The sequence below is a fragment of the Candidatus Bathyarchaeia archaeon genome (genome assembly GCA_038883335.1).
In the GTDB taxonomy this organism is placed as follows: Archaea; Thermoproteota; Bathyarchaeia; order Hecatellales; family Hecatellaceae; genus JAVZMI01.
The window spans coordinates 51574-63511 of the sequence record JAVZMI010000008.1 but is presented as its reverse complement, the minus strand read 5'-3'; the positions used below and the strand labels follow the sequence as shown (position 1 = coordinate 63511).

Genomic DNA, 11938 nt, shown 5'->3' with positions numbered 1-11938 from the left:
GCTGTTCCAGTTAACACTATAAACAGTAACTGATGCTATGTTGACGATGTAGGCTGTTGGTGCTGCAGGGACACCAGTAGATATGAAACCGGAGATCCAACCGTAGACCATGACACCAGCAACGACTGATATGACTATCATCAGCAGAGTTGCGACGATGGGTGAGACTGCTTTGGCGTCCTTAAACCACTTTTTAAGGGATTTTCTGTTAGAATTGTACTGCATAGTAGAATCTTCTAGCATAAAGATTCTTCCTTTATCTTGCTTTTAACGCCATTTTTATTTATATTTCAATATATTACATTTTCGCCTCATAAACTTCCTCTATCTCAAAAAAATAGCCAATTTTTGAAGGATGTGAATGTGCTTTAGGCGTATTCTTTTGCAAAGAAAGCCATCACGGACAGATATTTTTACCATGAAAACGTCAATTTTTACACGGACATACAGGCTTGTAAGCAACAGAAGCCCACCTAAATACGTCTCTAAAGAGCCAGACGAGAAATATCGGTCAGGTTGTTGGGTAGTTTCTCACCAAAAGTTAGCAACCAAATACTAAAATATAACTTTACCCGTAGTAACTTTCTTTTAAAGAGAAATCCGCTAAAGGAGGCATCATAATCTGGAGAGTGAGTTATTAGCCATTGAAAAGAGTGACACACCCGCCCCAAAACCAACCTTCAAGTATAGAGATGAGTACCTGAAAGGGATTAACAGCATATTCTCACTCTTTATGACGGATGAAAACTCCCGAAACTTCCTCTCCTGCACTCTTATCTGTAGAGACTCTAAGACATTGCTATCAGGCGGTTATGGTACAGGGAAGACAACCTTCATTGAGATAGCGGCGAAGATGTTCTACAGCAACGACTTGGGCATCGTCCGCTGCCATCAAGAACTCACAACATTCGACATCCTCTGGGCGCTAGACATACAGAAGTTCATACAGTCAAAGATAGGCGCCATAACACCCCGCGCACTAATCACCGCCCCCTTCAAGTTCATAAATGAAGTTCAAAGACTGAATGTCCAATGCCAGAACTCACTCCTCGAACTCCTCTCCGAGAAGACCGTCATATTCTCTGATGTGAGAGCGAGATCCCCAGACTACGTCTGTTTCCTTGACATGAACCCCCACGACATCGGCACTGTAGGCTTAGTCAAAGCGTTGCTGGACAGGATAGACTTCTTCCTCAACGTGAAACTCCTCGGCATCAAAGAGACACATAGACTGTTGGTCACAAAATACCATAAACGGCATGTCGACGACCTAAGAAGCTTGGCTGAGCCTGTCTTGACGACTGAGCAGATGGCGGAGATTTGGAGGGATGTGGAGAAGGTTGGTGTTCCAGCAGAGACCTTCCTGAGAATTACAATGATAGCCTCACTGCTGAGGAGATGTTTGAAAACAGACAGATCCATAACTTCAGCTAGATATAGGATGTCGTGTGCAGGCTGCCCATATGTAGGAGAGATCTGTTCAGAAATGGAACGCCCCATAGCCCACAGGTGGATAGATTCAGCAGTGAAACTTTCAAAGGCACGTGCTTGGATTCAGGGCAGAGACTCGATCTCCTTCGACGACATCCTATGGGCTATACAGTACACTTTACCACACCGCCTAGAATTGAAGCAAAGCGTCTTCTCAAAATATGCCAACGAGAGTGAGTGGGTGTCTCACAGAATTAAAGAGACCATAGCCCTCAAAGAAGACCTATGGAACGAAGCTCTAAGTTTATTCAAGCTAGCGATAGGTGGAGATGAGGATGCGAAAAAGAAGCTACTAGAATTAAAGCCCAAGTGCCTCGCTATCGCCGACCTCTGCGAGTGGGTTGAGCCGAAAGAGGGTAAAAGTCAAGAGGTTGAGGCACCATAACCACCAATCAGGAATTGGAAAACTTCTTCAAGACTGCAGCACAGAAAAGAAACCCTAAGCTAGAACTGAAAATAGCTAATGAAATTCCAGACCCCTACCCGTGGGGTACAGTCACATTACTTAGGAGAGATCTAAGAGAGAAACCCGCTGACATCCTTAAAGGCTGGCTACTCGCGGAAGTTGAACTTAGGTCTTCTTATCCCGGAACCTTAGAGAGACTAATGAGCTGGGTCTATTTAGCGTGGGAGCGCGGTCTACGTGGCCGTAGGACTTTCGTCGGTCTCTTCTCGAACGCCCTAGTCGACAAGAAACTACTCACAGAGGAGCCTGAAATCTATCCAAAATTCTTCAGATACAGACTCAAAGGTCTCAAAGAGACTGCTCATCCTCTAACTAGGCTTTTCTATGAGATAGAAAAACCCTTCTTGGAGGGCGAGGATAAGATAGGTTCTAAGAGAGCTGATGAGCTCCACGAACTACTTTTCGAACGGCCGCTTGAACCAACGACTCGCCTGAGACTCCTGCTCGATAAACTGCCGCCAGAGGCTATTTACCGACCAGTGGATACCTCTCAAGAGCTCTTGGTTTACGGCTCAATCTCGGAGTCAATGCCATCTTTTGCTATGTCTTCAGATGAGATGGATGGATTGTTGAGGACACTGCTCCCTATGGGAGCAACGCCAAACAAGCTTAAGACTTTCTGGAAAGACAGCCACCTCTGCTTAACCTCGTCACTGGAGGTTGATGAGAATAGGAGGAGGTTTGACGAGTATCTAAAGGAGCGTATTACCTACCTGCGAAAAGTGGCGCTGCGAGAGAGAGTCTTAGGTAAAGCGGAGAAGGCTGAGCAGATAATATTAGAGTTCATTGACTACCTCAGGAGGGGAGGGTTGATAGAAGGAATGACATCTATGGACAGATCGGTGTACTCAGATTATCTAGAAGACGTCCTCGAGTCCGTGAGCGGACCATATATTGAGCTGACGGACAGAGAACAGAGACAGATTCTGAAGACTGCTACAAAGCTTCACTTCAATAACGTATTCATCATAACAGCCCATGAACTCAAAGGGTTCAGGAGACAACATACACCCCCTCCGATGGGGGCTTGGAATATTGGCGACCATATCAAGGCTCTCTCGATACCTGACACGTTCAGGATCTATGGCATGTTCATCCCAGGGGTTTTCGCAATGAAGAAGTGGGAGTGGTGGCAGAAGAGGGAATTCGCCAACGTATGCGTTATCATGGATGTCTCTGGGTCGACGGCGGTACAGGATAAGATATACAATATAAGGGAAGCTGTATTCTGCCTTATTGAAGCATGCCGGTACGGGTCTGACCTCGTCACATTCATACCCTTCAGCACTGGAGTGAATGATGAGTGGGTTAGAATGCATTCAAAAGATTATGAGACTATAGAAGACCTAATCATCAGTATCGAGCCTTCGGGTTATACAAACATCACCCCTGCTCTTCAATTGGCGGCTAGAGCTGCGGAGAGACCAGGCGCTCAGATTACCTACATCTTTACCGACGGTGGAGTCTGGGATGGAGATAACGCTCAGGGGCTTCTTGACGTCTTGGTGAGGTATGGGAAGGTTTACCTCTTCTTAATAGGGGACAAGGTTGAATACCTTCACGAAAAAGCTAAACCGCTTACTTCTGGTGTTGTAGTTCATGAGGTCAGCCTTTACGAGTCGCTTGTGGAGAAAGCCCTCAGCGAATATTTTAATAAGTGAACCAGAGAAGAATAATGAACTGTGTAAAGTTCTAGAAGGGAAGTAGATGGCGGCGTATGAGAGTGAGTTTGAGACACTTCTAGATCACCTGAAGGTTGTTGTTGACGATATTGAACAAGTTCACACAGTTAAACAGATGATATACAAGCTGAAGGCGGACATAATTGATCTCTTAAGGATAGTTGTAACCCACGCAGAGTTGGACACAGTGGAACTCCCACCCTCGGCTTACGGCGAGTTTCCGAAGCTCAAAGGAAAAACAGTTGAGTCAGCCGTCCTCGACCGCTCAGGCGTGATCCTGATTAGGTTGAAGGAAGGAGAGGTTAAACTACACGATCTCTCAGAGTATCAGCCTGAGGCGGTTATCCGTATCTTCAATATTGTTATGCCTATACTGCGGAAGGCGGTTGCTGAGCAGAGGAAGATCCATGAGAGACATTTGGAGGCTCTCCAGACTATAAAGGAGAGCCTGACAGGGCTCGAGAAGAGACGTAAAGTTTAATCTAAAATGACGCAAGCAGATGCCTTGGAGTCTTGGTTAGGGAGAATTTTGAGGTTTCTGAAGCTGTATTCGTCTAAGGCTTGTCGATATAGAAGGAGAGGTGTCAGCACAATTTTCGCCACGCTCCTCATGATCTGCATCGTTACTATTGCGGGTTTGGTGGTGCTCCAGAGTGGGTTGAGGTTCTTTGCGGAGAGTAGCATTTCTTTTGAGACAAGCCTTGGAGCAAGTAAGGAGAAAATTCAAGAGCGGTGCATAATTGACGATGTGTGGTTCTATACTCCCGGACAGGTAAAGGTTTCCGTCGTTAACACGGGGTTGACCCCTGTCAAGGTTATTAGAGTGTCATTTAACGAGACAGATGTTACGCTTCCCAAGGAGGTGATTCTGGGACTGGATCAGTCCGTGGTCGTCTCTGTCTCTTATAGCTGGTTGAGCGGTAAGGTTTACCTTGTGGGCGTTGAGACTGAGAGGGGGAACATGTATGGTGGTTACTGGAAGTCTCCTTAGGGGACGGAACGGGCAAGCCACCATCATAGGCATGGTCTTCTTCCTTATACTGCTTACCGTGGGTTTCTCGGTGGTTTTCTTGGTGATAAACAACCTTAACGAGTATAACAAGGCAGTTCAAGAGGTTACTGAGGCTGAACTCAGCCGGGTGCAGGAAGATGTACGTATAACCAGAGCCTACTTGAACGCACAGAAGAGGCTTGTCCTGAACATGACGAACCAGGGGACAGGCATGGCTCATCTGACCAAGTTATGGATAATTAACCAGACTGATAATGACCATAGAAGCTACGATTTCAATAACCTATATCTTGCACCAGGAGAGTCGGTAGGTAACATTACTCGAGTTTCTTTGGCGACTGGGAAGAATTACGCCATACGCGTAGTAACAGAGAGGGGCAATATAGTCAGCTGCAACCTTGTGCCCAGGGTTACGGCTAGGCTGCATATCCATGTTTCATCCCTTGTCCTTCAGGGCAATAATGTCACCGCATCTTTATTTATCACCAATAATGACACATCAAATAACTACCTCTACGATCTTGTACCAGTTTTGACAACTTCTACGGGAGCTACAAGGGTGCGAGGCCCTACACCCGCCAGCTTGGCATTGTTACCTCCAGACCAGACAGCAGTTTTCACGTATACATTTTACATCAATGCAACTAGAGGTACGCTGATAACTTTTAACGGATCGTTTGTCGGTGCACCTAAAGGCAACTACGTCACAGCTAGCGTACCAGTGGAAGTCGTACAGTACGCGGAGCAGAGTGGTACTTCCGTGGTTGCAGGCGGGTTGTCCGGTGGGATACCTGCAACTGATGGCACCCTGTATTTCCATCGAACATCTTATGTGAATGGGAAAGTTATGGATCCCTCTAGTCCAATCCTTACTGATAACTATTATGTTACGGTAAGTAGCGGTAACCCAGTAATGTTCTATACAGTTAATGACACTAGGACGCGAACGATCCCGGCTGGGGGGTGGCGTTTATCTATTTACTATCAAATATGGCACAGTTGGAGAAGCTCGACGGCGAATGTCAAGTATCAAATAGTCTCGCTTGACGGACAGACAGTCTATTCGACGCTTCTAGATACAAACTGGTATCTCCCAGCCACCTCTTATAACATTGTATCCATAACCAGAACAGACAACCTCGGCGCGGTGACTCTCAATTCCAACCAGCGGCTCAGATGCACTATAAGTTGGGTAAGCGATTACTCCTTCAGACTCTACTTTGATACACAAAGTTACCCCAGCTACTTGCGTACACCAGTTCCAAGCGCAACTTTTCCAGTATATTTCAAGTTCGAGGGGGGCGACTACTATATTTATGTTAGAAATCAGGGCAATTTACCCTTCTGGGTAAACTACGCTACCAAAGCCACATGGCGTAATGTTGCTACAAATATGAGCTATGCCTCATTCGTACTAGGCTTCATGGACGCATCCTACCCCACCGAGCAGACGATTGACAGGGACAGAGACAGTAACGTAATAATGCCAAATGCAACCATAAGTCTACACTTCCAACAACCTCGGAGCATACCTTCAAGGTCTGGAGACACCGGGGTAGCGATATCTTCAGGTACATACGACCTCTCAGTCCATATCGAGGGCTATGATGCCCTTGGATACTTTGTAACTCGTGTCATTTATATAGGCAGAGTAACCTGGTAGGGTGACTTGGTCGTGGCGAAAGCGTGCAACCCCCTAACCATATGACTGCATCAAACCACAAAGAACACAAATATAATCAAGGTCGCGACCAGCATCGCCACCGTATGCTTCAACCCTCCCTGTATGGAGCCCTCCCCTAACTGCCCAGCAACCAACCCCCCAAAAAAGGCCACTATAGCTGTGGTGTGAAGATATATCCGCAGATACTCCGACTGTGTAAAGGGCCCCCTCCGAAGCACTATGGCCCCAAGACTGCCGGATAACTCTCCACTGAATAGCTCCGATATAAATGCGGTATAAACCAAGACGACCGTAACCATTAATACCACGAAGCCCAGATAGATTATGTAGACGTTAGGCCTCATCCCAGTTAGCCTCTCTCTCTCCAAAGCCTCCAAACTTCGTATGTGCCTCGCAATCGACTCCATGATCTCCATGATGTTACCCCCAATCCGCCCAGTCTCGACGATCAACAATACCGCCCTCCTAACCAGAACCGTACCGATGCGGTCAGCCATGTCCATGAGCGCCTTCTCATAGGGTACTCCCCAAGAAATCTTCGCCAAGGCTCTCTTGAGGAAGAACGAGAGCGGCCCATAGTCCTTTTTGGATGAAACCTCTAAGGCTCGTATGAAAGTCATACCTGTAGCCTGAGAGAGAGCCACATCCCTCAAAAGCTCAGGCAGATTCCTATCTACAGCAAGCTTCCACCTCCGCCTCATATGGTAAAGTAACGAGGGTGGACCCATAACAATGACTGAAACTATTATGAGAAACTTATCAACTGGAAACTCTCCCAAAGAAGAAAGCAACGGGTCAATAACGCCCGCAAGGATAGCTGAAACCCCCGGCGTTAATACAGGTGCCAAGACAACTACGTAGAGAAGCGAAACGCCAACCCCACCTGAAACTGCCCACCCGATCCTGATCTCACGTTTATCTATCAACATCAACTCTTAGGTGCCCCCGCGCTCATAAAGAGCAGGAACAGAGCCGAGATTGCCGGCAGTATGAGGTAGAGCACAATATAGACAAATATAGGCTCGCCCGCCATCCCTCCGGGCAGTATAGAGGACATTGTGAAGATTACCAGAAAGAGTAACGGAAACACGGCGATTATAGCCACAGCTGACTCGGCTAATAACCCTAACCGGTTGATGAACGTTTTAACCGAGTCCACTTGAATTCTCATCAAATCAACGGATCTATCCTTTAGGTATTTCTCGAGATCCCCACCAGAATAGATGGTGGAGATAAAACCGTCCAAGACCTCCGAATACATTCTAGAGGGCGATCTCTCACGGGCATCTTGGAGGGCAGAGACGAAGTCTTTACCGAAGAGGTCTATGTCCCTCACAATCAATTTGGCATCTTCATATATGCCTGGAATCTCAGGCCTACCCGCTAAAGACCTGAAGATTCTCTCCGGAGACATACCTGCTGTGGAGAGAATTGACATGTAATTCACTGCAGCCAAGAGAGACTGTTCAATCTTGTTCTTACGGACATACACCATGATCGAAGGGTAACAATAAATTGAGATGAAGCTAGCCGCCGCTGCCAGACCAGCTGACAAAGCTGAGAAGGCTAGGAAAGTAAACGGTATACCCAAAAAGACAAGATTCTCCAGCTTGAGCAAAAAAAGAGCTAGAGATACTACGAAGCTAAATGTCGCTACGAACGCCGCCATGGTCCCGAAGAGCATGAAGCTGACGTAGGCTCTGAAGTCTACAGGGAGACCAGCCTTGACGAGCTTACTCCTCAATGCTTTAAGCCGTGGCAGTAAAGGTCCGGCTATAGGTCCTAGGAAACCGTATGCTGCATACCAAGGTTTCTCAAGGATGGGAGCCGGAGAGTCAACCTTCTCACTCGACTTCGCCTTGTTTGTCTTCTTTGAAGCCGGCTTCTCTCCACTCGTTGGATTGCTCATGTCTTAAGACCGAATTTTGCCTTGGAGTATAAACGTTCAGGATTAAAATAGAACTGTCTAATGATGTCAGCTACCTCGCTGTGTCGTCTGATGTTATTCTCAACCATCCACCTTAAGATTGTGGACTTCATCCCAAGATCCTCATTCACCACTGCCTCAGTCAAGCTTTTCTTAGCCATAACCCGCTTCACAAAATTACTGGTACCAGTGTGAACAAAATCATCACGCTCAGCGTCCCACTGGTAGATCGTATTGGTTAATAGATGCTTGGTCTCAGGATCCATACCCATTATCTCCGTGCAAGTAAGCAACCGTCGAGCAGCCCTCTCCTCAGCGTGAGGTCTCCCCAAGATTATAATCGCGTTTATAGCGGCAATGAAGTTTCGGGGAATCTTCATCGGCTCGGACTCTAAACGGTAGATGGCTGATTGTACGGAGTCAGCGTGCATGCTACTTAGCCCTCCGTGACCTGTTGTAATCGCTTGGAGAAGCGTGTAGGCTTCCTCCCCACGGATCTCACCCACAATAATATAGTCAGGCCTCTGCCTCATGGCGTTTTTAAGTAGATCGAACAGAGTTATTTCCGCTGCTTTTCCAGCTATACCGAAGCCGCTCCGTGTGAGAGCTTGGATCAAGTTCTCCTGTGGTATGTTTAACTCAGCTGTATCTTCGATGGTCACTATCTTCAACTCAGGTCGGATGAACATGGCCAAGCAGTTTAGGAAGGTAGTCTTGCCGGTAGCAGTGCCGCCGGAGACTATGATAGAAGCTTTGTTCTCGATGAGAAACCATAGATAGGCGCCTATCTCCGCGGAGATCGTGTTGAAAGCGATGAGGTCGGTTATCGTCAAGGGGTCAGCTCTGAATTTGCGGATGGTGAAGCTACTACCTTTCTTAGTGACCTCCGACCCGAAGGTTAAATTGATCCTGCTACCATCTGGAAGGGATCCGTCAACAATCGGCTGGGCTACCGAGATATGACGACCAGCTAGGTAAGCCAACTTCACTACGAATTTGTTGAGCTCCTCAGGCTCGAAGGTTATGTTCGTGGGCAACGACTCATACTCGCGATGCCAGATGTATATGGGCACATTGGGTGCATCGCAGGAGATGTCTTCTATCATGTGATCGCGCATGAATGGCTCGATCTTACCCAAATAAACAAAGTCCCGTATCAGGTAGTAGATTACTTTATCCACCGATTCAGGGTCGAGCTTTATCTTATACCTATTGATGATGTCCTGAACTTTGCCTTTAAGGAACTCTTCACGTTTCGCTGGAGTGCCCAGCTCACCTGCGGCTAAATCTAACTCTTCAACAAGGATCTCTCGGATTCTATTTATTACGTTTAGTTCATAGTCGGATAGGTGGGGCTCTATCACCACGTAACCTAGCTTGCCCTCTGCATCCCTTGTGACGGCTACATGGGTATATGGAGGGATAACATTGTTGATGCTAATTATTCTGAGGTTCGGTGGTAAAGGTGGGGCGGGAGATTCAGCTTTCTCCTTTCTCTCATCGATTTTCTTCTCAGCCTTCTTTTCTCCCAATTTTAATAGCCGTTTCAAATCAGACCGCCAGCTGAATCCGCCTTAATCTCCCAATTGACCCTGTTTCGATAATATTTATCCCTGCTACCTTATAGACCTCCTGCTACTATTAGATAATCCTCTCAGCCCGTTCAACAACTATTCCCTTTTCTGAAACTATGAACGGGAATGTTCTAGTTCTATGGAGCACTTTCCTCAATTTTCTAATGGTCAAAGAGCCTTCATACTCTCTAGCCCTCTCCTGCATGGAGAACTCCACCACACCGTCAACAAGATGTTTAATGGCGTTTATCTTCTGATCTTCATGTATTCCTCTGGGCACAACTATAAAATGTAGCCCGTGATAGTGCCGGACAACCAATCGCATGTATAACACGGTGTCGAGGACGTCGCGAAAATCGTAGCGGAGAAGGAGGTGAGACATATGCATAGCTGTCCACCTACCCCCTTTAGCCCTAGACAAAAAGTCGCTTTTCAATGAAGTTAGAGTTGTGGATAGAGGTATTCTGTGGCCCTCGATTGGGATAGCTGCAAGCTGGGATAGCTCTTGTAAGTCAGGCGTTTGGACATTTACGAAGATCCATGAATCATCAGGAAGTTTATCTACATCCCACCCGTATATTGCCATATCATCTCTAATGTCTAAACTAGAGATCTCAATTGTGTAATACGCAACCTTTCCACCTCGAAGGGCATGGTTATATAGGATCTGCTGAACGAAGGTCTCATAATGAGATCCAGCCTCTCCTATGACGAGGAAAAGAGTACTGTCAGGCAGCCCTCCGCCGAGGGCACTGTCGAGGCCGTCTATTCCTGTTTCTATAAGCTTAGTCGCCTCTTTACCTATCTTAACCAAACTCTGTGAAAATTTATCCTCTGACTTGGGAGACTCTGAAGTTTTAGACAACCTTCTCCCTAAACTCAAGTTTCTAACTCAGATTTTTGTCTTTCTACCAAAAATAAGCCATATCCGCCCACACATGTTTAGACGTGGAGGTAGAACGTATTATTTTTCCGAGAAAATCAGGCGGGTTTAACCTTCAAAATATACATAAAAAAATCGCATTCATAAGCCGACAGTGACAATTCTGACCGCAATTTATACTTCCAAGCTCACCCAAAGCGGCAAACTTCCAGCCTTGCACCTTTGAGGCTCACATACCAAGATCATGTAGCAACGGCAGACATCATCTAACCCGCCGCCGATTAGATGTGTGTAAGCCAATGATCATACTCCTTTTTGAGACCTTTAGTGACGTCCTTATACAATTTCTGAATCGTCACAGTTATTGATCCTGGAATCCCTTTACCAACCCTCTTACCGTCGACTTCACATATTGGCGCTACTTCTGTGGCTGTCCCCGTGAAGAACGCCTCATCAGCCGCCAGCAACATATCCACTGTCACATCGTCTTCTCTGACATGGTAACCGAGATCGTTGGCCATTTTTATTACACTGTCTCGGGTTATTCCAAGTAGTATCCCAGCCTTGGCTGACGGCGTGTAAAGGACGCCATCTTTGACAATAAATATATTTTCTCCTGGGCCTTCAGCTACAAACCCTCGTGAGTCCAGCATTATAGCTTCATCGCACCCGTTCCTTAAAGCTTCAAGTTTTGCAAGTATCGAGTTCAAGTATTGGCCTGTAGATTTCGCCCCTGGAGGTAGTGAGAATGGAGGTATCCGCCTATACGAGGAGATCTTCGCCCTAGCCCCTTTGCTCATAGCTTTATCGCCCAGGTATGCCCCCCAAGGCCAAGCGGCTATAGCTACTTCTACAGGGTTGCCGGTGGGGTTTAAACCCATCTCACTGTACCCAAAATAGGCTATTGGTCTGATGTAGCATTCATGGAGTTTGTTAGCTCTTATAAGCGAGACGACTGCCTCGTGTAGCTCACCTATCGTGTAAGGGATCTTCATGAAGAAGGCTGCCGCTGAATTCCACAGCCTCTTAAGATGGTCGTCAAGCCTGAAGACTGCAGGCCCTTCACTGGTATCGTAGCATCTTATGCCTTCAAAGACTCCGCTGCCGTAGTGGAGTGCATGAGTGAGGACATGTATTTTTGCGTCTTTCCACGGAACTAACCTTCCGTTCAACCAGATGTAATCCATCTCTATTATGGGCACTTAACCCACCTGCTGAA

The 11938-nt window shown here is 46.8% G+C and carries 11 protein-coding genes; 5 read left to right on the top strand and 6 right to left on the bottom strand.

From position 1 onward, the window contains the following. Nucleotides 1-243: archaellin/type IV pilin N-terminal domain-containing protein (locus tag QXJ75_05210; GenBank protein ID MEM3737463.1), on the bottom strand; the 243-nt coding region annotated here is incomplete at its 3' end. 490 nt (nt 244-733) lie between these two features. On the opposite strand from QXJ75_05210, the gene QXJ75_05205 reads away from it, so the two are divergent. The 5 genes from QXJ75_05205 to QXJ75_05185 are packed head-to-tail and all read left to right on the top strand — an operon-like array spanning nt 734 to nt 6314. Further along, entirely contained in the window at nt 734-1876 is a 1143-nt protein-coding gene (locus QXJ75_05205; protein MEM3737462.1) for a MoxR family ATPase, read from the top strand. Nucleotides 1877-1890: 14 nt separating this feature from the next. Next, nucleotides 1891-3618: a VWA domain-containing protein gene (locus tag QXJ75_05200; GenBank protein MEM3737461.1), complete on the top strand. Its 1728-nt coding sequence runs from the start codon at nt 1891-1893 to the stop codon at nt 3616-3618. 46 nt (nt 3619-3664) lie between these two features. Continuing rightward, complete coding sequence (locus QXJ75_05195) at nt 3665-4120, top strand: hypothetical protein (GenBank protein ID MEM3737460.1); 456 nt, start codon at nt 3665-3667, stop codon at nt 4118-4120. 6 nt (nt 4121-4126) lie between these two features. Next, a complete protein-coding gene (locus QXJ75_05190) occupies nt 4127-4630 on the top strand; it encodes a hypothetical protein (protein MEM3737459.1) in 504 nt (167 codons plus the stop codon). Further along, nucleotides 4605-6314, top strand: coding sequence for a hypothetical protein (locus QXJ75_05185; GenBank protein ID MEM3737458.1), 1710 nt, complete (start codon nt 4605-4607; stop codon nt 6312-6314). Before QXJ75_05190 ends, QXJ75_05185 begins: the two co-directional genes overlap by 26 nt. A gap of 50 nt (nt 6315-6364) precedes the next feature. On the opposite strand, the gene QXJ75_05180 is transcribed toward QXJ75_05185, so the two are convergent. The 5 genes from QXJ75_05180 to QXJ75_05160 all read right to left on the bottom strand — a co-directional run bounded on the left by QXJ75_05180 (nt 6365) and on the right by QXJ75_05160 (nt 11921). Next, nucleotides 6365-7264 (bottom strand): type II secretion system F family protein, encoded by a 900-nt coding sequence (locus tag QXJ75_05180; GenBank protein ID MEM3737457.1) that lies wholly within the window; start codon nt 7262-7264, stop codon nt 6365-6367. After that, nucleotides 7264-8244, bottom strand: a complete 981-nt coding sequence (locus QXJ75_05175; protein ID MEM3737456.1) for a type II secretion system F family protein — start codon at nt 8242-8244, stop codon at nt 7264-7266. The genes QXJ75_05180 and QXJ75_05175 overlap by 1 nt, the downstream gene beginning before the upstream one ends. Further along, nucleotides 8241-9812, bottom strand: a complete 1572-nt coding sequence (locus QXJ75_05170) for a type II/IV secretion system ATPase subunit (GenBank protein MEM3737455.1) — start codon at nt 9810-9812, stop codon at nt 8241-8243. Before QXJ75_05170 ends, QXJ75_05175 begins: the two co-directional genes overlap by 4 nt. 91 nt (nt 9813-9903) lie before the next feature. Continuing rightward, a complete protein-coding gene (locus tag QXJ75_05165; GenBank protein ID MEM3737454.1) occupies nt 9904-10650 on the bottom strand; it encodes an ATPase domain-containing protein in 747 nt (248 codons plus the stop codon). 350 nt (nt 10651-11000) lie between these two features. Continuing rightward, a complete protein-coding gene (locus QXJ75_05160; GenBank protein MEM3737453.1) occupies nt 11001-11921 on the bottom strand; it encodes a branched-chain amino acid transaminase in 921 nt (306 codons plus the stop codon). Between the last annotated feature and the right edge of the window lie 17 nt (nt 11922-11938).

Excerpts from the sequence above, each read along its gene's own strand:
- QXJ75_05205 (MEM3737462.1), top strand. The coding sequence starts at position 734 with ATGACGGATGAAAACTCCCGAAACTTCCTCTCCTGCACTCTTATCTGT.
- QXJ75_05195 (MEM3737460.1), top strand. The coding sequence starts at position 3,665 with ATGGCGGCGTATGAGAGTGAGTTTGAGACACTTCTAGATCACCTGAAG.
- QXJ75_05190 (MEM3737459.1), top strand. The coding sequence starts at position 4,127 with ATGACGCAAGCAGATGCCTTGGAGTCTTGGTTAGGGAGAATTTTGAGG.
- QXJ75_05185 (MEM3737458.1), top strand. The coding sequence starts at position 4,605 with ATGGTGGTTACTGGAAGTCTCCTTAGGGGACGGAACGGGCAAGCCACC.
- QXJ75_05180 (MEM3737457.1), bottom strand. The coding sequence starts at position 7,264 with ATGTTGATAGATAAACGTGAGATCAGGATCGGGTGGGCAGTTTCAGGT.
- QXJ75_05175 (MEM3737456.1), bottom strand. The coding sequence starts at position 8,244 with ATGAGCAATCCAACGAGTGGAGAGAAGCCGGCTTCAAAGAAGACAAAC.